14 protein-coding genes are annotated in these 23065 nt (G+C 64.5%); 4 read left to right on the top strand and 10 right to left on the bottom strand.

Annotated features, from left to right (window positions below):
* Positions 1-80: 80 nt before the first annotated feature.
* Complete coding sequence (locus AC1DYO_RS10005; protein WP_477262712.1) at positions 81-1139, top strand: D-TA family PLP-dependent enzyme; 1059 nt, start codon at positions 81-83, stop codon at positions 1137-1139.
* Positions 1140-1161: 22 nt separating this feature from the next.
* On the opposite strand, the gene AC1DYO_RS10000 is transcribed toward AC1DYO_RS10005, so the two are convergent.
* From AC1DYO_RS10000 to hutI, 8 genes are all read right to left on the bottom strand, one after another.
* Entirely contained in the window at positions 1162-1914 is a 753-nt protein-coding gene (locus AC1DYO_RS10000; protein ID WP_477262710.1) for a heme ABC transporter permease, read from the bottom strand.
* A gap of 219 nt (positions 1915-2133) precedes the next feature.
* Positions 2134-3906: a glucan ABC transporter ATP-binding protein/ permease gene (locus AC1DYO_RS09995; RefSeq protein ID WP_477262708.1), complete on the bottom strand. Its 1773-nt coding sequence runs from the start codon at positions 3904-3906 to the stop codon at positions 2134-2136.
* Positions 3907-4249: 343 nt separating this feature from the next.
* Positions 4250-12829, bottom strand: a complete 8580-nt coding sequence (locus tag AC1DYO_RS09990; protein WP_477262706.1) for a glycoside hydrolase family 94 protein — start codon at positions 12827-12829, stop codon at positions 4250-4252.
* 312 nt (positions 12830-13141) lie between these two features.
* Positions 13142-13720, bottom strand: a complete 579-nt coding sequence (locus AC1DYO_RS09985) for a HutD/Ves family protein (RefSeq protein ID WP_477262704.1) — start codon at positions 13718-13720, stop codon at positions 13142-13144.
* A gap of 12 nt (positions 13721-13732) precedes the next feature.
* A complete protein-coding gene (gene hutU / locus AC1DYO_RS09980) occupies positions 13733-15403 on the bottom strand; it encodes a urocanate hydratase (protein ID WP_477262702.1) in 1671 nt (556 codons plus the stop codon).
* Between the two features lie 28 nt (positions 15404-15431).
* Complete coding sequence (hutG, locus tag AC1DYO_RS09975) at positions 15432-16244, bottom strand: N-formylglutamate deformylase (RefSeq protein WP_477262700.1); 813 nt, start codon at positions 16242-16244, stop codon at positions 15432-15434.
* 3 nt (positions 16245-16247) lie between these two features.
* Positions 16248-17786: a histidine ammonia-lyase gene (hutH, locus tag AC1DYO_RS09970; RefSeq protein ID WP_477262698.1), complete on the bottom strand. Its 1539-nt coding sequence runs from the start codon at positions 17784-17786 to the stop codon at positions 16248-16250.
* On the bottom strand, positions 17783-19018 hold the full coding sequence (hutI, locus tag AC1DYO_RS09965; RefSeq protein WP_477262696.1) for an imidazolonepropionase: 1236 nt from the start codon (positions 19016-19018) through the stop codon (positions 17783-17785). Before hutI ends, hutH begins: the two co-directional genes overlap by 4 nt.
* Before the next feature lie 88 nt (positions 19019-19106).
* On the opposite strand from hutI, the gene AC1DYO_RS09960 reads away from it, so the two are divergent.
* Positions 19107-20459 carry a formimidoylglutamate deiminase gene (locus AC1DYO_RS09960; protein ID WP_477262694.1) on the top strand — a complete coding sequence of 451 codons (1353 nt, stop codon included), beginning with the start codon at positions 19107-19109 and terminating at the stop codon, positions 20457-20459.
* The gene (gene hutC / locus AC1DYO_RS09955) at positions 20456-21196 is read left to right on the top strand and encodes a histidine utilization repressor (protein ID WP_477262692.1); all 741 of its coding nucleotides are present in this window, start codon (positions 20456-20458) and stop codon (positions 21194-21196) included. Before AC1DYO_RS09960 ends, hutC begins: the two co-directional genes overlap by 4 nt.
* Before the next feature lie 176 nt (positions 21197-21372).
* On the opposite strand, the gene AC1DYO_RS09950 is transcribed toward hutC, so the two are convergent.
* Positions 21373-21717, bottom strand: a complete 345-nt coding sequence (locus AC1DYO_RS09950) for a RidA family protein (protein ID WP_142869644.1) — start codon at positions 21715-21717, stop codon at positions 21373-21375.
* Positions 21718-21925: 208 nt separating this feature from the next.
* Between AC1DYO_RS09950 and AC1DYO_RS09945 the strand changes: the two genes are divergently transcribed.
* Positions 21926-22264 carry a protein tyrosine phosphatase family protein gene (locus AC1DYO_RS09945; RefSeq protein ID WP_352592462.1) on the top strand — a complete coding sequence of 113 codons (339 nt, stop codon included), beginning with the start codon at positions 21926-21928 and terminating at the stop codon, positions 22262-22264.
* A gap of 225 nt (positions 22265-22489) precedes the next feature.
* On the opposite strand, the gene AC1DYO_RS09940 is transcribed toward AC1DYO_RS09945, so the two are convergent.
* A complete protein-coding gene (locus AC1DYO_RS09940) occupies positions 22490-22957 on the bottom strand; it encodes an Lrp/AsnC family transcriptional regulator (RefSeq protein WP_477242734.1) in 468 nt (155 codons plus the stop codon).
* Between the last annotated feature and the right edge of the window lie 108 nt (positions 22958-23065).

Here is a 23065-nt window from a genome sequence, read left to right as displayed (position 1 = left end):
GACGCAAACTGCATGCTGGCCCCATGACATCGCGGCCGATCGGGGCCATAAGTCCAGCCAAATTTCCCAAGGTGACATTCATGCAAGGCATAGACGACCTCGATACGCCGGCGATCCTGATCGACGCAGCCCGCGCCGAAGCCAACATCATCAAAGCGCAGGCGCATGCCGACCGCCACGGGCTAAAACTCAGGCCGCACATCAAGACGCACAAGCTGCCTTACTGGGCGAAGAAGCAGGTGGCGGCCGGGGCCGTCGGCATCACCTGCCAGAAGATCGGCGAGGCCGAGGTGATGGCCGATGCCGGGCTCTCCGACATTTTTCTGCCCTATAACATTTTAGGCCGCGCCAAGCTGGAGCGCCTCAAAGCGCTGCATGGTCGCATTACCCTGTCGGTGACGGCGGACAGCCGCGAAACGCTGGAGGGGCTCGCCGCCACCTTCACCGATGCCGGGCACCCCCTGCCCGTGCTCGTCGAATGCGACACCGGCATGGGCCGCTGCGGCGTACAGAACGTCGCCGAGGCTTTGGGGCTGGCGAAAGTGATCGACCAGGCCAAAGGCCTTCGCTTCGGCGGGCTGATGACCTATCCGGCCGCCGGCCGAGCAGCGGAAGCCGAGATATGGCTGGTTGGCGCCAAGCAGGCGCTTGCGGCCTCGGGTCTCGCCTGTGAACGCATCTCCAGTGGCGGCACGCCTGACATGTGGCGCTCCGGCGAGGACAGCGTCGTCACCGAATACCGGCCCGGCACCTACATCTATCTCGACCGCTACCAGGTCGCCAAAGGCGTCGGTACGCTCGACGATTGCGCGCTGACGGTGCTCGCAACCGTGGTCAGCCATCCGACACCGGCCCGCGCCATTCTTGACAGCGGCAGCAAGGCGCTGTCCAGCGACACTCTGGGATTGCCCGAGTTTGGCGAGTTGCTGGGTATGCCAGGCGCCCGCGTCACCGGCTTGAGCGAGGAGCACGGCACGGTCACGCTTGCGAATGGCGCGAGCCTTCGCATCGGCGAACGCGTACGCGTGGTGCCGGATCATTGCTGCGTGGTGACCAACCTGTTCGACCAGGTGCATCTGATCGATGACGACAAGGTGCTGGAGACGCTGCCGGTCGTGGCGCGGGGACGGATGGGCTGAAGCCAGGCGCTCGCGACGCGCGTCAGTTAGCCTGCCGTGCAGCCACCCTGCGCATGGCAATCACCCGGCGGCGGCGGATTTCGGTGCGCATCGCCGTCAGATGCAGGGCGAAGAACAGCACGGTGAAGCCGAGCGCCATCACCAGCAGCGGCCACAGCAGGCTGGGATCGATGGTCGGTCCGCCGAGCCGGAACACCGAGGCCGGCTGGTGCAGCGTGTTCCACCAGTCGACCGAGAATTTGATGATCGGGATGTTGATGAAGCCGACCAGCGTGATGATGGCGGCAGCCCAGGCGGCGCGGCTGGCGTCATCCAGCGCACGCGTCAGCGCGATGATGCCAAGATACATAAGAAAGAGCACGAACACAGACGTCAGGCGCGCATCCCACACCCACCAGGTGCCCCACATCGGCTTGCCCCAGATGGAGCCAGTGATCAGCGCAAGCGCGGTAAAAGTGGCGCCGATCGGGGCGGCCGATTTGAGCGCCACGTCGGCCAGCGGATGGCGCCAGACCAGGGTGCCGAGCGCGGCGACCGCCATCACCGTGTAGCACATCATGGCGAGCCAGGCGAAAGGCACGTGGATGTACATGATGCGCACCGTGATGCCCTGCTGGAAATCCTCAGGCGCGGCAAAGCTCATATAGAGCCCGACGGCGAGCAGGATCGCGGCAATGGACGCCAGCCACGGCACCAGCCTGTCGGCCAGCCCGACAAAGCGCGTCGGGTTGGCGAGGTCGGTCCAGCCGGTGAGGCGTGAAGAGGTGTCGCTCATGTCGACCTAAATAGACCGGCGGCGTCTTTGGGGCAATCGAGGGGAATGTCGCAGCCTTTGCCTTCTCCCCTTGTGGGAGAAGGTGGATCGGCGCGATAGCGCCGAGACGGATGAGGGGTGTTCCAGCGGAGTGAGGCGTTGGCGTTCCCTGGAACACCCCTCATCCGGCCGCTATGCGGCCACCTTCTCCCACAAGGGGAGAAGGGAAAGCGTCGCGCCTTACGCCGCTTCGATCGTCACCGTGCGGCTGAGGCGGCGGACTTCCTCGTCGTTGAGCAGGCCGCCGGCGCGCAGCAGGCTGGCGAAACGGCCGTTGCGCAGCGACAGTTCGGCAAAGCCGCCCATCTCGACCACCTTGCCCTTGTCCATGAACACGACCAGATCGGCGTCGCGCACAGTTGTCAGGCGGTGGGCGATGATGAAAGTGGTGCGGTTGCGCCTCAGTTCGTCGATCGCTTCCTTGACGCGGTCCTCGGTTTCGACGTCGAGCGCGCTGGTCGCCTCGTCGAGCACCAGGATCGGCGCGTCCTTGAGCACGGCGCGGGCAATGGCGATACGCTGGCGCTCGCCGCCCGAAAGCTGGCCGCCGCGCTCGCCGACGACGGTGTCGTAGCCTTCGCTCTTGGCCAGGATGAAATCCTGGGCAGCGGCAGCGTCGGCGGCGGCATGCACTTCGTCATAGGTCGCCTCCGCACGGCCGACGCGGATGTTGTCCTCGATCGAGCGGTTGAGCAGGCCGGCATCCTGGAACACGGTGGCGATCGAATGGCGCAGCGACTTGCGGGTCACGCTGCGGGTGTCGATGCCGTCGATCAGGATACGGCCGTGGGACGGCGAGAAGACGCGCTGCAACAGGTTGATCAGCGTCGTCTTGCCGGCGCCGGTCGGGCCGACGATGGCAACGGTCTGGCCGGCCTGGACTTCGAACGACACGTCGTCGATGCCCTGCCCCGAATTACCGAACTCGAAGCCGACATTCTCGAAGCGGACATGGCCGGTGACGTTGGTGAGGTCGCGCAAGCCGTCCGGCTCGGCGGCGTCGGCGGCCGAATCCTCGAGGTGATAGAAGTCTTCCAGCTTGGCGCGGGCTTCCGAAATCTGGTTGGCGAAAGCCGACATCTGGTCGAGGCGAGCGATCAGCAGCGTGGCAAAGCCGGTGAAGGCGATGACGTCGCCGATCTTGAGCTGGCCGTGGGTGACGAGATAAGCGCCGATCAACAGCACGACCATCATCGAAATGGTCGACGACAGGCGGTGCAGCGCATTGGCCATCGCCCACCAGTCGAGCACGGGATTCTGCGCATCGAGCAGGTTCTTGACATAGCGGCGCAGCGTGTCGGCTTCGTGGCCGAGACGGTTGTAGCTCTGCAGCACGGCGACGTTGCTGACCGAGTCCGTCACATGCGCGAACACCTTGTGATAGTGGCGCTCGACGGCGGCCTGGCCTGCCTTGGTGCGCTTCATCACCAGCCGGCCGATGCCGACATAGAGAAGGCCAAGGCCCATCAGCACCAGCGACATGCGCAGGTCCATGCTGATCGCGGTCGGGATGAGCAGCGCCAGCGCAACGGCCGTCGAAAGATGCTGGCGCATGAATTCGAGCCACAGGCTGAACAGCGTCTCGACAGCGCGCAGCAGCGTGTGCAGCGCGTTGGAGGTGCCGCGCTGATGGTGCCAGGCGAGCGGCATGGTGATCACGCGCTCGAACGACTGGCACAGCACTTCGCTGCGGCGCTTGTGGGCAAAACGGTCGGCGCCACGCGCCACCAGCACGAAGGCAATGATGTTGAAGGCGCCGAGACCGGCCCACAGCGCCAGCGTCGAGAACACCGAACCCTTATCGGAGATGGCGTCGATCACCCGGCCGAACATGATCGGCTCGAGGATTGCGATGATGGCAAGCGCGACATTCGCACCGCAGATCAACGCAACGCGTTTCCTGTCGGCTGCAAGATAACCCAGCGCTCTCCAGTAGATTTGCAGAAGTGACACTTCAGCTACTCCGCCAAACATTCATTGTGCAGTGCACCATTTCTAGACACGTACCGGTTAACGGGTCGCAAAACAATGCCCGTCTAGCTCTTCCGTTCCCATTCTGCGAACAAAAGATGACGACGTTGCGAAATCTGTCGTGATCACCTAACGGTTTGAGATAAAAGGTGAAATGTCAGCCTTGCGGCAAAATCATGGCAGTGATCCAGCGCTGCCACATTTTTAATCAGCCACGGCCCGCAGCGCCAATACATAAGAAGCGGGGCTGCTTTGCGCCCAGCGCATGACCAAATAAGAACGCGCGCCCCGAAAGGCGCGCGTCGTTTGCTTCAAGCCATTGATTTTACGCGGGTATCTTGACGACCACCTCTGTCTTGTCACCGGCTTTCGGCTCAAAGCCGGAAGACTTTGTCTTGGTTCCATTGACTTCGAGCGAGATGGTCTTGGCCTTTTTGTCGCGGATGACGCGAACCTTGACTTCGGCCCCCAGCATCTTGAGCGTTGCCGAGTAGCCGTCCCAGTGGCTGGGCAGTTTCGGCCGGAACGTGATCTGCTTGCCGCGCCGCTCAATGCCCAGAATGCCTTCGACCGCCGCGCGGTAAAGCCATCCGGCCGAGCCGGTGTACCAGGTCCAGCCGCCGCGGCCGCCCTTGCCTTCGCCGGAATAGATGTCAGCGGCGACGACGTAGGGCTCGACCCGGTAGTGCTCGGCCGACGCATCGTCGAGCGCATGGTTGACCGGGTTCAGCATCGAGAAGCAGCGATAGGCATCGTCGGTGCGGCCCATTTCGGCGAGCGCAATGACGAACCAGGTCGCCGCGTGGGTGTACTGGCCGCCGTTCTCGCGCACGCCCGGCGGGTAGCTCTTGATGTAGCCGGGGTCCTTTTCCGTGTTCTGGAAGGCCGGGGTGAACAGTTTGACGATCTTGAGCTTGTCGTCGACCAGCAGGTTCGTCGCCTGCTGCATCGCAGTGGTCGACCGCGCCGGGTCGCCCTCGCCGGAGAGCACGCTCCACGACTGGGCGATGGAGTCGATCTTGCACTCGTCCGAATTGTGCGAGCCGAGCGGCGTGCCGTCATCGTAGCTGCCGCGCCGGTACCACTGGCCATCCCAGGCCGTGCTTTCCAGCGCCCGCTTCAGCACGTCGGCGTGTTTTGTCCAAGCCTGCGCCCGCTTGGTGTCGCTTTGCCCCTTGGCGACGGCGGCAAAGTCGCCCAGCGTCTTCAAAAGGAACCAGCCGAGCCAGACACTCTCGCCCTTGCCGGCTTCGCCGACGCGGTTCATGCCGTCATTCCAGTCGCCGCCGAGGATCAGCGGCAGCCCGGCCGGGCTGCTGCGCTTGACCGCAAGGTCGAGCGCCCGCGCGCAATGGTCGTAGAGCGAGGCATGCGTCTTGGAGATTTCCGGCGTGAAGAAGGCATCATGCTCGCCCTCGCCGAGCACCTGCCCGTCGATGAAAGGCAATTGCTCCTTGAGGATCCCTGCGTCGCCGGTCACCTCGATATAGCGGTTGGTGGCATGCGCCAGCCAGACCACATCGTCGGAGATCATGGTGCGCACGCCGGCATCGGTGCGCGGCAGCCACCAATGCTGGACGTCGCCTTCAGGGAACTGCCGGCGCGCCGCGTTGAGTATCTGGTCCCGCGCGAGCTTCGGATCATGCGCCAGCAGGGCCAGCGTGTCCTGCAGCTGGTCGCGGAAGCCGAAGGCGCCGCTTGCCTGGTAGAAGGCCGAGCGGGCGCGGATACGGCAGGCCAGGCTCTGATACGGCAGCCAGTGGTTGACCATGGCGTCGAGCGCCTTGTCGGGCGTCTCGACCTGGATGGTGTCGAGGAAGCCGCGCCAGACGCGTTCATTGTCGGCCAGCCGCTGGTCGAAGTCCTTGCCGGAATGGGTCTGCACCAGCGCGCTCGCCTCAGCGGGCGTGGCGGCGTCGCCAAGCAGCCAGACGAGCGTGACGTCGCCGCCGGCGGGGATGTCGATGTCGCTGGCGACAGCTGCGCAGGGATCATCGCCCGCCTCGACGCGGCCCGACAGGCCGGCACCGCTGACGACGGCGTGCGGAAAGGCGCTGGTACCTTGCCTGCCGATGAACTCGCCGCGATCGGCCGTCACCGAATGCACCGGACCGGTAGCGGCCAGGAAGGCCACCCGGTCGCCGAAATCGAGCCCATATGGATTTTGCGCCAGAAGCGCGCCGGTCGCCGCATCCCTCGACGGGACGATGGTCGCCGCCGTGCTCGAGCGATGGCTGCCGAGAACCCATTCGGCATAGGCATAGACGCGCAGCCGCGCCGATACCGCGCCTGAGTTCTGTATGCGCAACCGCGTGATCTTCACCGGATCGGTGGGATCGACGACATGCGTCAGATCCATCGACAGCGGGCCACGCTTCGACCGGAAGGTCGAGAAGCCCTGGCCGTGCCACGTCTCGTAAGTCATGGCGGGATCGCGCACGACGGCGGCGAGCGGCGAGAACGCCCTGCCGCTGGCGTGGTCGTAGATATAGACGCCCTCGCCCGGCCGATTGGTGACCGGATCGTTCGACCACGGCGTCAGCTGGTAGTCGCGGCTGTTGCGGCTCCAGGTAAAGGCAGCCCCCTCGGCCGAGACGTGGAAGCCGAACGAGGCGTTGGAGACGACGTTGATCCACGGCTGCGGCGTCGTGCGCCGGCCGGCGAGACGGGTCACATAGTGGCGACCATCGCCTTCGAAACCGCCAAAGCCGTTCCACTGGCTGAGGCCGCTGCCGTCGGCACTGCTGTCAGACGCAGCATGATATGCGGGCGCCGTCGGCACTGGCAGAGACGGTTCGCGCAGGGTCGCAGCGCCCGTCGGCTGCAAGGCGTCGCGGGCCTGCAGCGCTGCCGCCTCGGCGCGCTCGATTTGGTCGAAGATGGTGCCGTTGCGGGTGTGCAGCACGACGCGGGCAACCGCCAGCAGCGTCTTGTACGTCGCCTCGTCCATCAGGTCGCGGCGCACGGCGAAGATGTGCTGGCGCGGCCCGAGTTCCTTGCCGCGCAGGCGGCTGTTTTCGCACAGCGTCTCGACCGCGCGCTGCAGGTCCTGCACGTACGAAGAAGCCTGTTCGTTGACGACGACGAAGTCGATCATCATGCCGCGGGCACGCATATACTCCTGGAAGCGCAGCGCCTGGGCGACAATCTCCAGATCGGCGACGTCGCCAATGCGGACCAGGAAAATCGGGAAATCGCCGGAGATGCTGGTCGGCCACAGGCTGGACTGCTTGCCCAGCCCCGAAGCGATGGATTCGGCCGGCAGGCGCAGGAACGGATCGGGATAGATCAGGAAGCGCGCCAGCTTCTGCACATTGGCGGCGTCGGTCAGGCTGAGGCCGAGATGCCTTGTCTGCACTTGGCTACGCGTCCAGGCCAGCATTGCCTGGCGGGCGAAGCTTTCGGGATGGTCGAGCCTGGCGATGGCCTCGTCCAGTTCACCGCGGTTGGCGCCGACGGTGGTCCAGAAGGTCAGCGATATCTTCTTGTTGGCCGGCACCCGCACCTGCCGGCGCAGGGCCGCGACCGGGTCGAGCGTGAAGCCATGATGGCCGCCGAGCTTGGCGCCGGGATCGAAAGCAGCCGCCTCGGTAATGGTGCGGCCACGGCCGATAAAGGCGCGGCGGTCGGTCTCGGCCTCGGCGTCGCGCGCCGACCCCGACGGGTCGGTGACGAAATGCACCATGGTGAGGTCGGGCTCGTTCTTGTCGCGCTTGCGCCTGGTGGCGAAGATGGCGCCGTTGTTGGCTGATATCTCGGTCTCGATGAACATTTTCGAGAACGCGGGATGGGCATTGTCCGAGGCCTCATTGCCCAGCACCAGCTCGGCAAAGGAGGTCACCTCGATGTGCCGGTCGGTGGCGCCGTCATTGTAGAGCGTGACGCGCCGTCCTTCGCCATTGCCCTCCGAGATGACGATGCACTCGACCTCCGAACGCAGCGAGCCAACCGTTTTGACAAAGCTTGCCTTGTCGTCGGAAAACAGCGTCTGCACTCTCTCGCCGGTCGTTTGCTTTGGCTCCGCGGTGGCCGACCACCAGTCGCCGCTGCCGGCATCCCTAAGGAAGATGTAGGAGCCGAGCCGGTCCTCGGTCGGATCCGGCTGCCAGCGGGTGACGGCGAGTTCGCCCCAGCGGCTGTAGCCGGAGCCGGTCGCCGAGACCATGACGGAGTAACGGCCGTTGGACATGACGCTGGTGGCGCGCAGCGCCTTCAGCGGGTCGAGAATGATGCGCGAATCCGGGCTCTCGACCTCGGTCTCGTCCTTCGAGCGCTCGTCGGCCTCGGTCCTGACGGTGGCGGTCGGGATATCGCGCGGCGCCCTCTCCTGCAGCAGCAATTCGGCTGATTCAATCACTGGATCGCTGTGGAAACGGTCGCGCAGCCGGCCTTCGAAGATGGCGTCTGCAACGGCGGCAATCGACATGCCGGAGTGGTGGGCCATGTAGTTCAGCACGATGGCATGGTCGGTGCCTTCAGGCACGCGCTGCGGCGTGAAATCGACGGCGTCGTAGTAGCCATGCCGGCCGAGTGCGCCAATCGAGCGCAGCCTGACTAGATTTTGCACGGACTCGCGCGGCGTGAACTGCGCTGCGAGGATCGTGGCATAAGGCGCGACCACCGTGTTCTGGCCAAGGCCGCGCTTCAGTCCAAGGCCTGGCACGCCGAAATTCGTATACTGATAGGTCAGTTCGCGGTCACGGGCATTGTAGGCCGCTTCCGAAATGCCCCATGGCACGTTCTTCGAACGCGCATACTGGATCTGGCGCTTGATGATCAGCTTGCTGGTCTGGTTGAGGATCGAGCCCTGCGGCTCCTTCATCACCAGCGGCGGCATCAGGTACTCGAACATCGAGCCCGACCAGGACATCAGCGCGCCCTGGAAGCCGATCTCGACGATGGGGCGCCCGAGCCGGAACCAGTGCTCGGTCGGCAGATCGCCCTTGGCGATGGCAAACAGGCTGGTCAGCCGCGCCTCGGACGCCAGTAGATCGTAGCAGCTCTCGTCGAGCTGATGCTCTTCGACCCGGTAGCCGATCGAGAGCAGTTTTCTTTCCTGGCGCATCAGGAAGGAGAAATCCATCTCGAAGGCATAGCGGCGGCAGCGCTCGCGCAGCGCGAGCAGCTTGGCGCGCAGGGCTTCGACGGCGTTCTCATCACTGTGCGAGTCATGCACATGCGCCTCGCAGGTCGCTTCCAGCCGCGCTGCCCAATCGGCGATGACGTCGCTGCGCTGCGATCCCGCTTCGGTGTGGATGGCGGTGGCGAGCTTGCGGATCTCGCCGGCAAGCACCGCCAGATTGATGGTGCGGATCGAGGCCATCTCCGGCTGCGCCTTGATGGTCATGACGGCGCGCCGCATGCCGTCGAGGCGGTCGGCTAGCCGCTGGCGCAACGGCCGCAGTTGCCGGCGATCGTCGGGCAATTCCTCAAGGCTCTCGTCGAGGATCGTCACCGTGTCGAGGACGCCTTCGAAATCGCCCTGCAGATAGACGGACGGCGCTTCGGCCCATTCGGCGCAGGCAGCCGCCACCGCGACCAGATGTCCGGCGAGATTGCCGCTGTCGACGGCCGAGATGTAGAGCGGATAAAGCGGCTTGAGCGTCGTTGTGTCGTACCAGTTGAAGAGGTGGCCGCGGTTGCGCGGCATGCTCTCGATGGTCGTCATCGTCGCGTCGATGCGGGTGATGGCGTCGGAGAGCGCAATCCAGCCGAAATCGCGCGCCGAGACCACCGACAGGAGATAGACGCCGATATTGGTCGGCGATGTGCGCGGCGCCACCACCGGCGCCGGGCTTTCCTGGAAATTGTCGGGCGGCAGATTGTGGTGCTCGGCCGTGACGAAGGTTTCGAAATAATGCCAGGTGCGCCGCGCCACGGTGCGCAGCGCGTGGATGTCGGCCTGCGATATGCGCAGGCGGTCTTCGGTTTCAGCAGAACGGCTGATCCAGCAGGCAACCGCCGGCGAGCCGATCCAGAACAGGGCAAAGAAAAAGGCGACGAAGGCACCGGTGGAATCGGCCAGCACGGGGATAGCGAGACCGACGACGCCGATGATCACGGCGCCATACATCATGCTGTAATAGGAGCCGAGATCGTTGTCGCCGCCCTTGTGCGCCTGCGAGGCGGTGCGCCACTCCAGAAGGTTCTGGCGGCTGACGAACAGGCGGTAAAGCGTGCGCACGATGGCATCGCCCATCATCCAGGCGTTGTGCGCCATCAACAGCACCTTGAGCGCCACAAGTGCCGTGCCGAAGACGGTGTCGCGCGCCAGCGCGGAGAAATGGCCGCGCGGCGTCTGGTCGCCGCTCTTGGGCAGGATGGCGTTGACGACATCGAAGGTCGGCGCCATGAACAGCGAGAGGATCAGCAACGCCTGCCACTGCGCGGCCTGCGTGAACGGCAGCAGCGTCCAGCCGGCAATCGCCGCCATTACCCAGAAGATCGGGGTCAGCGAGCGGCGCAGATTGTCGACCATTTTCCAGCGCGATAGCGCCGGCACGCCGGAGCGCGGCGAGAAGATGAAGCGCAGCAGCTGCCAGTCGCCGCGCGCCCAGCGGTGGTGGCGCGAGGCGTCGACCGAATAGCGGGTTGGATAGTCCTCGACCAGTTCGACATCAGTGACGAGCGCGGCGCGCGCGAGCGCGCCTTCGAGCAGATCGTGGCTGAGGATGGTGTTTTCCTCGATGCGGCCCTTCAGCGCCGCCTCGAAGGCATCGACATGGTAGAGGCCCTTGCCGGTGAACGAGCCGTCGCTGAAGACGTCCTGGTAGAGATCCGATACGGCAAAGACGTAAGGGTCGAGACCGCTGTTGGACGAGAAGACACGCTGGAAGAAAGAGGCGTCGTCGCCACTGGTAAGCGAGGCCGTGATGCGCGGCTGCAGGATGGTGTAGCCGGCAGTGACGACACGCTTTGCCACGTCGAAATGCGGACGGTTGAGCGGATGGGAGAGCTTGCCGACCAGCGACGACACGGCGTCGCGCGTGGTGCGTGTGTCGGCGTCGAGCGTCATAACGTAGAGGACCTTTTCCGGTAGCGGCACGTCGAGCGGCAGGAAGGTGGTATCGCTGTCGCCGCGCAGTAGCAGGTTCAACTCATGCAGCTTGCCGCGCTTGCGCTCCCAGCCCATCCACGCTCCCTGCGCCTGGTTGTAGAGCCGGCGGCGATGCAGGATATAAAAACGCGGCGCGCCCTCGGAGGGATAGCGGGCATTGAGCCTGGCGATCTCGTCGCGCGCATATTGCAGGATCTCGATATCGGCGGCGTCGATCTCGGTCTTGGAATCCGGCCAGTCGGACAGCAGCGCGAAATGGATCTCTTCCGCCGTATTGGCGAGGTGATGGACCTCGATGTTGCGGATGTTTTCCTCGACATCGTCGCGCGAACCGATCAGCGAAGGCACCACGACCAGCGTGCGCGCCGTGGCCGGAATGCCGTGCTTGTAGTCATAGCCGACAAGCCGCGTCGGCTTCAGAAACAGCGAGACGACGGTGTTGAAGAAGGCGAGCGCGCCTTCGCTGGCCGGCACCGCAAACAGCGCCAGCATCAGCGTGATCGACGCCACGGACAGGCCCAGATGGGCAAGCGCGTTGCCGGAGACAACCAGCAGCAGCACCGTCAACAGGAAGACCGGCGCCACGATGCCGAGCCAGCCGGTGGCGGTGAAGGCGCGCTTGAAGGTCACATAGAAAGGTGGCCGGTAGCCGATCGCCTTTTCCAGGTCCGGCCGGCGCGGCCCGACCAGGAAGAAGCCGACATCGGTATGCATGGCCGGATCGGCGCCTTCATCCGGCACGCCGGAGGCATCGGTGACGCCGGGCACGTGGCCGGCCAGCTCGATCGCCTTTTCGGCGACGCGGAATTCGGAAAGGTCGGAGCGGCGCGCCAATTGCTCGATCGACGTGCGGTACTGATCGCGCGAAAAGAAATCGAGCGCGGCGAAATCGGTGCGCTCACGCAAAAGCGTGTCGATGCGGCTGACCCCTTCGAACCAGACCGTCCAGTCGACGTCGTTGATGAGGCGCAGGCCGCGGATGATGTTGCCGGTGGTGACATTGCCGCTGGACAGCGTGCGATGCTCGGAAATGATGATTTCCTCGGCGTCGGAGCCGGTCTTCTCGAGCTCGACCTCAAGCCATTCCAGCGCCCTGCCGGCATTCTGCGAGCCGTCGCGCAGGCGGTAGAGGAGTTGGGTGGCAAAGGTCGTGTCCTGCGCGTGCGCGCCGTAACTCGACAGGATCTTCTGCCGGTCGGCATTGTCGTCGGTCGCCAGCACCCGGTCGGCGACCTCGTTGGCGATATGGCGCATCTGCCTGGTGCGGTCGACGCGCACGGCGATGCGGCGCAGGTTTTCGATCAAAACGAAGCGCAGCAGCGACGGCAGCGCCCAGAGTTCGCCGATCTTCAGTGGCTCGACCGACTGAAAACCCTCGACGATGGATTTGAACATGGTCGCCGAGACGGAACTGTCGGAATGGGCGACATAGCTCCAGGCCAAGGCCAGCGCGCGGGGCACGGCGGCGCCATCGGACAGTTTCAGGGTCGGCAACTGCCGGTAGAAGCGGCGCGGCAGGTCGCGCTTGACCTGAAAGATGGTCTCCTCGACCAGATAATTGTTGTCGAGCAGCCATTGCGCGGCAGGCGTGATGGTTTCGCCCTTGGCCTGGGCGGCATTGGTCGAGCGGTAGACCTCGAGGATCTTCTTGGCGCTGTCGCGTATGCGGGCCTGGAAATCGAACGGCGTCAGGCCGAACAGGTCCTTGATATCGCCCTTGGCGAGGCTTTCGCCCAGTGCGCGCAGCCGCTCTTCGGGCAGGAAATTGGAGCGTATCGGCTCTTCGGTGATGACCGGGAAGCTGGCGCTGGTCTTTTCGATATGGGCAGGATTTGTCTGGATATTCATTGAAAATTCCGCATGGGGGACGCGAAGCGGCGTCACCGCCACGGCAATGTCCCTAAAACCGATTCAAATGCAATTGGTTGCATAATTACACTGGCCGAAAGTTTTGCTCCGCACCACGCCAGGGGCGTTATCCCTTCGACATTTTAAGGAGGGGCTTTCGACAACTCAAGGACGAGCACCCCTGCTCTCCCGTCCGCCTTGGAACGACGGAAGGATTCAGGCTTTTTCGTGATCCAGGCAACAGCTTACGCCAGATTTCTCCGGCGTGCGATCATGTTTGGCAACAGGCGTTAATCGTTGCTGGTAGCGCGGCTAGGCCAGGCTGGCGATCCGGATCACGAACAGGGTCGTCGGCCGCGCCGTTTCCAGGCGCAATAGTGCGACTTCAGGGCCGATCAGGAGCGTGTCGCTTGGTCCAAGGCGGGACGGCGTCGGGCCAGTCACGCTGACCTCGCCGTCGAGCGGCAGGATGAGGGTCGTTGCGGTGGTCGGCCTAACATCGGTCGCAGCCGAAACCCGCAGGCGCTCGACCGTGTGGGTTGCCCGCCCGCGGCGGGTCATGACATTGAGGTCGGTGATCGGGCCGGAAATCAGCGCGGCCGTGGTCGGCACATCGGCCTGGAAAGATAGCGGCGCCGAGTCTCCCGTCAGCCGCGCCGGTGGCCGGCCGGCAATGTCGAGGACGATGCCCTCGCCTTCCAGCACGGCCAGCGTGCGGTCCACGCCGGCAAAGCCGGAGAACGGACCGCCGCCTTCGACCCGCGCCATCGAGATGCGCCAGTCGAAATCATCGAGCCCGGCACCGTCAGGTGAAACAGTAATTTCGGTCGTCGTGCCGCCGCCATTCTTCCACGGCATGACGCGGTAGTCGGCGGCACGAAGGATGCGCATCGTTTCAGCCGATCAGCCGAGAATGCCAGGCAGATTGAGCTGGTGCTCTTTGGCGCATTCAATGGCGATGTCGTAGCCGGCGTCGGCGTGGCGCATAACGCCTGTCGCCGGGTCGTTCCACAACACGCGCTCCAGGCGCCTTGCGGCGTCCGGCGTGCCGTCGGCGACGATGACCATGCCGGAATGCTGCGAAAAGCCCATGCCGACGCCGCCACCATGGTGCAGCGACACCCAGGTGGCGCCCGACGCGGTGTTGAGCAGCGCATTGAGTAGCGGCCAGTCGGAGACGGCGTCGGAGCCATCCTTCATCGCTTCCGTCTCGCGGTTCGGCGACGCGACCGAGCCGGAATCGAGATGGTCGCGGCCGATGACGACGGGCGCCTTGAGCTCGCCCTTGGCCACCATCTCGTTGAAGGCGAGGCCGAGCCGGTGGCGGTCACCGAGGCCGACCCAGCAGATGCGCGCCGGCAGGCCCTGGAAGGCAATGCGCTCACGCGCCATGTCCAGCCAGTTGTGCAGATGGGTGTTGCCGGGGGTGAGCTCGCGCACCTTGGCGTCGGTCTTGTAGATGTCCTCGGGATCGCCCGAAAGGGCGGCCCAGCGGAACGGGCCGATGCCCCGGCAGAACAGCGGCCGAATATAGGCCGGCACGAAGCCCGGGAAGGCAAAGGCGTTTTCGAAACCCTCGTCCTTGGCGACCTGGCGGATGTTGTTGCCGTAATCGAGCGTCGGCACGCCGGCGTTCCAGAAGTCCACCATCGCCTCGACATGCTCGCGCATCGACGCGCGGGCCGCCTTCTCGACTGCCTTGGGATCGCTGACGCGCTTTTCGCGCCACTCAGCCATTGTCCACCCCTTCGGCAGATAGCCGTTGATCGGGTCATGCGCCGAGGTCTGGTCGGTGACCATGTCGGGGCGAATGCCGCGCCTGAACATTTCCGGCACGATCTCGGCCGCATTGCCGAGCAGGCCGACCGACTTCGCTTCGCCGGCCTTGGTCCAGCGTTCGATCATTTCCATCGCTTCGTCGAGCGTCTCAGCCTTCTCGTCGACATAGCGGGTGCGCAGGCGGAAATCGATCGAGTCCGGATTGCATTCGATGGCGAGGCAACAGGCGCCGGCCATGACGGCGGCGAGCGGCTGGGCGCCACCCATGCCGCCGAGACCGCCGGTCAGGATCCATTTGCCTTTGAGGTTGCCGTTGTAGTGCTGGCGGCCGGCCTCGACGAAGGTCTCGTAGGTGCCCTGCACGATGCCTTGCGTGCCGATATAGATCCACGAGCCGGCCGTCATCTGGCCGTACATCATCAAGCCCTTCTTATCGAGCTCGTTGAATTTGTCCCAAGTCGCCCAGTGCGGCACGATGTTGGAGTTGGCAATCAGCACGCGCGGCGCATCGGCATGGGTGCGGAAGACGCCGACCGGCTTGCCGGACTGCACCAGCAGCGTCTCGTCCTCATTGAGCGTCTTCAGCGAGGCGACGATGCTGTCGAAATCGTTCCAGGTGCGCGCGGCCCGGCCGATGCCGCCATAGACGACCAGTTCGTTCGGGTTTTCGGCGACATCCGGATCAAGATTGTTCATCAGCATGCGCAACGGCGCTTCGGTCGTCCAATATTTGGCGTTGAGCTTGTCGCCGCGCGGCGCACGCACTTCGCGGATGTTATGGCGAGGATTGTTCATCACTGTCCCTTTCGAGTAAGGCGGCGCCTCAGCGCCCGGCCCAGTCAATGGCGGTTTGAAGGATTTTCGTCAGTGTGGCGCGCATCGGTGCGGCGAACGCGGTGTCGTAGGGTACCGGCCAATTGTCCGGTTCGCCCTTGCCCTCGGGCTCGCGCAGATAGCCGCGATCGGCAAGTTCCATCTGCAGCGCATGGTAGCCGCCTTGCGGGTTGCCGAAGTAGCGCGTGATCCAGCCGCCCTTGAAGCGGCCATTGATGACATTGCTTTCACCACTTTCGGCCATGATCTGGCCGACCAGGCTTTGCAGCGTCGGATCGGCGGTCTGGCCGTCATTGGTGCCAAGATTGAACACCGGCAGCGTGCCATAGAAAAGGCGCGGCAGCACCGACCGGATCGAGTGGCAATCGTAGATGACGATTTTTTCGTGCAGGCCGCGCAGCCTGACGGCCTGGGCCGCCAGCATTTCATGGTAGGGCACGAAATAGTCTATGCGGCGCTGGTCGATCTCCGCTGGAGTCGGTTCGGCGCCGGGCAAATAGAGCGGATCGCCGTCGAACGTCTCCGTCGGGCACAGCGTGGTCGTCGTCTGCCCGGGATAGAGCGAGGCGCCGGAGGGATCGCGGTTGACGTCGATGACGGTGCGCGAGATCGACGTATGCACCACCGTCGCGCCTAGGCCGGCGGCGAAATCATAGAGCTGGTCGATCCACCAGTCGCAGTCGCGGCGGCCGAGCCAGGGCGAAACCAGCCGGTTGTCGAGGCCGGCGAGATCGATACCGGTATGCGGGATCGACACCAAAAGGGGTGCCGTGCCTTCCGTCACTGTCAGCCAGTCGGTCATGTCTCAGGCTCCCGAGATCGAAGGCAGCGTCACCGTGCTGGCAGCCTTGATGGCAGCGCCACTGCGCACCATCGCGATGGCCTTTTCCATGTCCGGATGGAAATGCCGGTCGGTGTCGAGATGCGGCACCTCGGCGCGGACCAGTTTGCGAACGGCCTCCAGCGCTGCGCTCGATGGCAGCGGCGCATGAAAATCACAGCCTTGGGCGGCGGCCAAAAGTTCGATGCCGATGACGGCCGTGGCATTTTCAACCATGCCGATCAGCCGGCGCGCGCCGTGTGCGGCCATCGAGACATGGTCTTCCTGGTTGGCCGAGGTCGGGATGGAATCGACGCTGGCGGGATAGGCCTTCTGCTTGTTCTCGGAGACCAATGCCGCCGCCGTCACCTGCGGGATCATGAAGCCCGAGTTCAGGCCGGGTTTCGGCGTCAAAAAGGCCGGCATGCCCGACAGCGCGGGATCGACCAGCATGGCGATGCGGCGTTCCGACAGCGAGCCGATCTCGCAGACGGCGAGTGCGATCATGTCGGCGGCGAAAGCCACCGGCTCGGCGTGGAAATTGCCGCCGGAAAGCGCGGTATCGTCCTCGGCGAAGATCAGCGGATTGTCGGTGACGCCGTTGGCCTCGGTGCCAAGCGTGTCGGCGGCCTGGCGCAGCACACTGAGCGCTGCACCCATCACCTGCGGCTGGCAGCGCAGGCAGTACGGATCCTGCACGCGTTCGTCGCCGACGCGATGCGATTCGCGGATGGCGCTGCCAGCCATCAGATTGCGCAGCGCTGCTGCCGTCTCGATCTGGCCGGGATGCTTTCTCAGGAGATGGATGCGCGGATCGAAGGGGGCGTCCGAGCCCTTGGCGGCATCGGTCGACAGCGCGCCGGCGACCAGCGCCGACTGGTAGAGCACTTCGGCCTCGAACAGAGCGGCCAGGGCATAGGCGGTGGAGAATTGCGTGCCGTTGAGCAGCGCCAGGCCTTCCTTGGCCCCAAGCGTCACCGGCTCCAGGCCGTGCGAGACGAAGGCGACCTTGGCCGGAAAGCGGCCATGCGGGGTAAAGCATTCGCCGACACCGATCATCACCGCCGTCATATGCGACAGCGGCGCTAGGTCGCCCGAGGCGCCGACCGAGCCTTGCGCCGGCACCACCGGGATAACGTCGTTGGCGAGCATCGCTTCCAGCAATTCGATGGTTTGCGGCCGCACGCCGGACGCGCCCTGCGCCAAGCTGGCGAGCTTCAGCGCCATCATCAGCCGGACGACCGCGACCGGCATCGGCTCGCCGACACCGGCGGCATGCGACAAAACGATGTTGCGCTGCAGGGTCTCGAGGTCGGCCGCCGGGATGCGTACGCTCGCCAGTTTGCCGAAGCCGGTGTTGATGCCATAGACCGGCTCACCCTTGGCGACGATGCGGGCGACGGCCTCGGCGCTGGCCTTGATTTTCGGACGGCAGGCAGCGTCCAGCTTCGGCACGGCGCCGCGGTAGATGGCGCGCCAGTCGGCCAGCGTCGCATTGCCAGGCTTCAGGTTAAGTTCGGTCATTGTCCTCTCCAGATGCGGGCATGAAGCGGGTTGAAGCCCATGCGGTAGACGAGTTCGGCCGGGCGTTCGATGTCCCAGATCGCCAGATCGGCGGATTTTCCTGCTTCCAGCGTCCCGGTCTGGCTGAGCAGCCCGAGCGCGCGGGCGGCCTCGCGAGTGGTGCCGGCCAGGCATTCTTCGACGGTCAGGCCAAACAAGGTCGCGGCCATGTTCATGGTCAGCAGCAGCGAGGTCAGCGGCGAAGTGCCGGGATTGTTGTCGGTGGCGACAGCCATCTTGACGCCGTGCTGGCGAAACAGGCCGATCGGCGGCTTCTTCGTCTCACGGATGAAATAGTAGGCGCCGGGCAGGATGGTCGCCACGGTGCTGGATTTGGCCATGGCCGCAGCACCGGCGTCATCGGTGTACTCGAGATGGTCGGCCGACAGCGCGCCGTAACGGGCGGCAAGTTCGGCGCCGTGCAAATTGGACAGTTGGTCGGCATGGAGTTTGACCGGCAGGCCAAGTGTTGCGGCCTTGTCGAAGACGCGCGCGATCTGCTCCGGCGAAAAGGCAATGCCTTCGCAGAAACCGTCGACGGCATCGGCGAGGCCTTCGGCGGCGATCGCGGGCAGGATCGTGTTGGCGACCAGATCGACAAAAGCATCCTTGTCGCCCTTGGCTTCAGGCGGCAGCGCGTGCGCGCCGAGGAAGGTGGTGCGGACCGTCACCGGACGCTGTTTGTCCAGCTGCCGCGCGGCGCGCAGCGATTTCTGCTCGTTTTCGAGGTCGAGCCCGTAGCCCGACTTTACCTCTACTGTGGTGACGCCTTCCGCCATCAGCGCATCAAGGCGTGGCAGCGTCTGCCCAACAAGTTCGTCCTCGCTGGCAGCACGCAAGGATTTGACCGAGGAAACGATGCCACCACCGGCCCTGGCCACCTCTTCATAGGTGGCGCCGGCCAGCCGCATCTCAAATTCATTGGCGCGGTTGCCGGCATGGACGAGATGAGTGTGGCAATCGATGAGGCCAGGGGTGATCCAGCGACCTTCGCAGTCAGTGGTCGCGGCGCCTTGAGCCAGGGATGACGGCATGTCGGCTTCCGGGCCGGCATAGACGATGAGACCGTCGCGGGCGGCGATCGCGCCCTTTTCGACGATACCCAGTCCGGCTTCGCCTTCGGCCATGGTCGCCAGGCGCGCATTGCGCCAAAGGTGAAGGCCCCCTGCCCGGCTTTTGTTCTGTGCCGCCATCATCTTTTTCCGTTGATTGGATGACGATTATGTATATACATATTGAAACGCACTGCAAGTCCTATGTTCAGGGAAGACGGAGAAAAACGTGACGGCGATCTTTGCGGAACAGGCGCTGCTGGCGGACGGCTGGCATGACAAGGTGCGGATCTCGCTGACCGACGGTCGCATCACCACCGTAGAGCCAGGCTCGTCGCCGCAGGCCGACGACGAGCGCCACGCCATCGTGGTCCCCGGCATGCCGAACCTGCACAGCCACGCCTTCCAGCGCGGCATTGCCGGGCTTGCAGAACTGCGCGGCCCCTCAGCCGACAGCTTCTGGAGCTGGCGCGAGGTGATGTACCGCTTCGCGCTGTCGATGACGCCGGACCAGGTCGAGGCGGTCGCCGCGCAGCTTTATGTCGAGATGCTGGAAGCCGGGTTCTCGCGCGTGGGTGAGTTCCATTATCTCCACCATGATCGCGACGGAAATCCCTATGCTAACCTCGCCGAGATGGCCGAGCGCATCGCCGCGGCGACGGCCGTGACCGGCATCGGCCTGACGCTGCTGCCGGTGTTTTACGCACATTCTTCCTTCGGCGGCGCTGCGCCCAACGAAGGCCAGCGGCGATTCATCAACGAAGTGAATCGCTTCGGACGCTTGCTTGAGAAAAGCCGCGAATCGGTTCGCGCGTTGAATCAGGCTGTCGTCGGCGTTGCCCCGCACAGCCTGCGTGCAGCGACGCCGGAGGAACTCGGTGCAGTTGCGGCGATGGCGCCGGACGGCCCGATCCACATCCACGTCGCCGAGCAGGTGAAGGAGGTCGAGGATTGCCTGGCCTGGTCCAGTGCGCGGCCGGTCGAATGGCTGCTCGCCAATGCCGGGATCGACAAGCGCTGGTGCCTGATCCATGCCACCCACATGACCGAGGCGGAAACGATCGGCATGGCAAAAAGCGGCGCCATTGCCGGCCTGTGCCCGATCACCGAGGCCAATCTCGGCGACGGCACCTTTGCCGCGCCGCTCTTCAGAGAATATGGCGGCCGCTTCGGCGTCGGCTCCGATTCCAATGTGCTGATCGGCCTGCCGGATGAATTGCGCCAGCTCGAATATTCGCAGCGCCTGGCGCACCGCGCCCGCAATGTGCTGGCGGTGGCCAGCGGTTCGACCGGGCGGGCCTTGTTCGACGCCGCGCTCGACGGTGGCGGCGTGGCGCTCGGCGCCGGCCCGTCTCGTATCGCCGCCGGCGCGGCCGCCGATTTCGTCTCGCTCGACAAAAACCATCCTTCGCTGGCCGGCAAGAGCGGCGATGCCATCCTCGACGCCTGGATCTTTGCCAATGGCGGCAAGGTCGACTGCGTCTGGGTGCATGGGAAAAAGCAGGTCAGCAACGGCCAGCATGCCAGGCGCGAGCCCATAGCCGAGCGCTTTCGCCAGGTGATGACGGCGCTTTCGGCATGAGCATGTCAGAGACAGCGGCGACGGTAGGCGGCGGCTCGCTGCACCAGCGCATTCTGTCCGACATCAGCGAGAAAATCCTGTCCGGCGCCTGGGCGCCGGGCTTCCGCATCCCGTTCGAGCATGAACTGACGGCCGAATACAATTGCTCGCGCATGACGGTGAACAAGGCGCTGTCGCAACTGGCCAAGGCCGGGCTGATCGAGCGCCGCCGCCGCTCGGGCAGTTTTGTCCGCCAGCCGCAGTCGCAGGCGGCGGTGCTGGAAATCCACGACATCAGGATCGAGGTCGAGGCGCTCGGGCTAGCCTATCGCTATGAGCGGGTGGCGCGGCAGAAGAGGCGCAGCAGCGCCGAGGATCGTGGCTTGCTGGAACTTGGCGCCGCTGGACAGGTGCTGGCGCTGGAATGCCGGCATTTCGCCGGCAAGCGGCCATTTGCGCATGAGCAGCGGCTGATCAATCTCGCCGCCGTCGCGGAAGCCGGCGACGAAGAATTTCTCGACATCGCCCCCGGCCCCTGGCTGATCGGCCGCGTGCCGTGGAGCGAGGCCGAGCACCGAATCCGCGCGGTGGCGGCGGACAGGCATATTGCCGAAGCGCTTGATATCGCAACCGGCGCAGCGTGCCTGGTGGTCGAGCGCCGGACCTGGAGCGCCGAACACCCGGTGACGCAGGTGCGGTTCACTTACGCCGCGGAGAGCCACACGCTGGTGGCAAGGTTCAGGCCTTCGCAGGGGTAGCTGATCTCCCCCCTTGTGGGGGAGATGGCCGGCAGGCCAGAGGGGGCGCCACAGAGCGCACTTGGATTTTACCTGCCGGGATCAATTTGAAAAACTAAGACGTCGGCGGGACAGCGCCCCCCTCTGCCTTGCCAGGCATCTCCCCCACGAGGGGGGAGATCAGCAGCTTCAACGCCTCAGATCGCAGCCGTAATGATAATCTCGACCACATACTCCGGGCCGGCGAGCTTGGCTTCGCCAGTGGCGCGGGCGGGCGTGTTGCCTTGCGGCACCCACTTGTCCCATTCCTTGTTCATCTCGGCGAAGGTGCCCATGTCGGCCAGCCAGATGATCGCCTGCAGGATCTTGGTCTTGTCGGTGCCGGCCTTGGCCAGCAATTCGTCGATGGTGGCGAGGATCGACTTGGTCTGTTCGCCAACGCTGGCGCCGGGCGTTCCGACCTGGCCGGCGAGGTAGACGGTGTTGCCGTGGATGACGATCTGGCTCATGCGCGGGCCAACATCGATGCGACGAATGCTCATGGGAGTTTCCTTCCTGTTGTCGGTGGCGCCTGTTTAGAGTTGGCGCCGGCTTCGGGCAAGGCCAACAGCGCGAAACCTCTTGAGCCTGGGTTGGATCTTGGGCCGCAAATGTCTATTTGCGCCGAGGGATTTCTTTGCGAGCCCGGATTGCCGACCTCGTGCGAGAGTGGCAAGATTCCGGCCAAACCAGATTGCGAGGATGAGAGCCATGGAATATCGCGAAATCAGCGAGGACTATTCGGTTTCGGGCCAGATCCAGCCCGAAGACGCCGCCGCCATCAAGGAAGCCGGGTTCAAGAGTGTGATCTGCAACCGGCCAGATGACGAGCAGCCCGGCCAACCCTCAGCCGACAGCGTCAAGGCGGCGGTCGAGGCGGCGGGGCTCGCCTTCCGCTACATCCCGGTGATCAGCGGCCAGATCACGGCGGAGAATGTCGAGGACCAGGCCGAGGCGCTCGACGCGCTCGAAGGTCCGGTCTTCGCCTACTGCCGCTCGGGTGCGCGGTGCACCAATCTCTATGGGTTGATCCAGCAATCCAAGGGCTGAAGAGTTTAACGCGATTGTGCAGCCAGTTCCACAAGTTGGCGATCCTTCGCGCCCCCCTCTGTCCTGCCGGACATCTCCCCCACAGGTGGGGAGATTAGCAGCTTCGCCGATGGCGCCTTTCCTGCAAGGTTGGCGATTGGTGAAAGCCCGCGTGACATCTGATCTCCCTCCTTGTGGGGGAGATGTCCGGCAGGACTGAGGGGGGCGCTGTCCCGCCGACGCATCCTAGATTGGCAGCGCGCCGGTTTCCTTCAGCGTCTCCAGCACGATCGCTGTCTTCACATGTTGCACCGATTCGTGCGGCAGCAGCACGCCGTTGACGAACTCCGACAATGATTTGAGATCCGGCGTCACCACTTTCAAGATATAATCCATCTCGCCGGTGAGCGCGTGCGCCTCCTGCACCTCGGGCAGCCGTGCCAGCAGTTCGCCGAAGCGCCTGGCATTGTCGCGGTTGTGGGTGGCGAGCGTCACCGAGATGACATTGACCAGCGAGAAGCCGAGCTTGTCGCGATCGAGCACGGCCCGGTACCCCTTGATATAGCCGTCTTCCTCCAGCCGTTGGCGGCGGCGCGAGCATTGCGACGCCGATAGGTTCACGCGCTCCGAGAGATCGTTGTTGGTGAGCCGCGCGTCGCCTTGCAAAAGAGCCATTATCTTGCGGTCGAATTGATCGATGCGCGTCTCATCCATGGATTTTTCTCCAATCATGCATGAATTACGCATGAGATGATCATTTCAAGCGTTTGAATGCAAGCACCGTGCGGCCGCTCCGCGCTATGATGACGTCAATCGTGGTCC

The organism is Mesorhizobium sp. P2_F5, from assembly GCF_056403715.1.
Note: the sequence above shows the minus strand (reverse complement) of the source record. Positions and strands in the feature narration are given on the sequence as shown.

Excerpts from the sequence above, each read along its gene's own strand:
- AC1DYO_RS10005 (WP_477262712.1), top strand. The coding sequence starts at position 81 with ATGCAAGGCATAGACGACCTCGATACGCCGGCGATCCTGATCGACGCA.
- AC1DYO_RS10000 (WP_477262710.1), bottom strand. The coding sequence starts at position 1,914 with ATGAGCGACACCTCTTCACGCCTCACCGGCTGGACCGACCTCGCCAAC.
- AC1DYO_RS09990 (WP_477262706.1), bottom strand. The coding sequence starts at position 12,829 with ATGAATATCCAGACAAATCCTGCCCATATCGAAAAGACCAGCGCCAGC.
- AC1DYO_RS09985 (WP_477262704.1), bottom strand. The coding sequence starts at position 13,720 with ATGCGCATCCTTCGTGCCGCCGACTACCGCGTCATGCCGTGGAAGAAT.
- hutU (WP_477262702.1), bottom strand. The coding sequence starts at position 15,403 with ATGAACAATCCTCGCCATAACATCCGCGAAGTGCGTGCGCCGCGCGGC.
- hutG (WP_477262700.1), bottom strand. The coding sequence starts at position 16,244 with ATGACCGACTGGCTGACAGTGACGGAAGGCACGGCACCCCTTTTGGTG.
- hutH (WP_477262698.1), bottom strand. The coding sequence starts at position 17,786 with ATGACCGAACTTAACCTGAAGCCTGGCAATGCGACGCTGGCCGACTGG.
- hutI (WP_477262696.1), bottom strand. The coding sequence starts at position 19,018 with ATGGCGGCACAGAACAAAAGCCGGGCAGGGGGCCTTCACCTTTGGCGC.
- hutC (WP_477262692.1), top strand. The coding sequence starts at position 20,456 with ATGAGCATGTCAGAGACAGCGGCGACGGTAGGCGGCGGCTCGCTGCAC.
- AC1DYO_RS09950 (WP_142869644.1), bottom strand. The coding sequence starts at position 21,717 with ATGAGCATTCGTCGCATCGATGTTGGCCCGCGCATGAGCCAGATCGTC.
- AC1DYO_RS09945 (WP_352592462.1), top strand. The coding sequence starts at position 21,926 with ATGGAATATCGCGAAATCAGCGAGGACTATTCGGTTTCGGGCCAGATC.
- AC1DYO_RS09940 (WP_477242734.1), bottom strand. The coding sequence starts at position 22,957 with ATGGATGAGACGCGCATCGATCAATTCGACCGCAAGATAATGGCTCTT.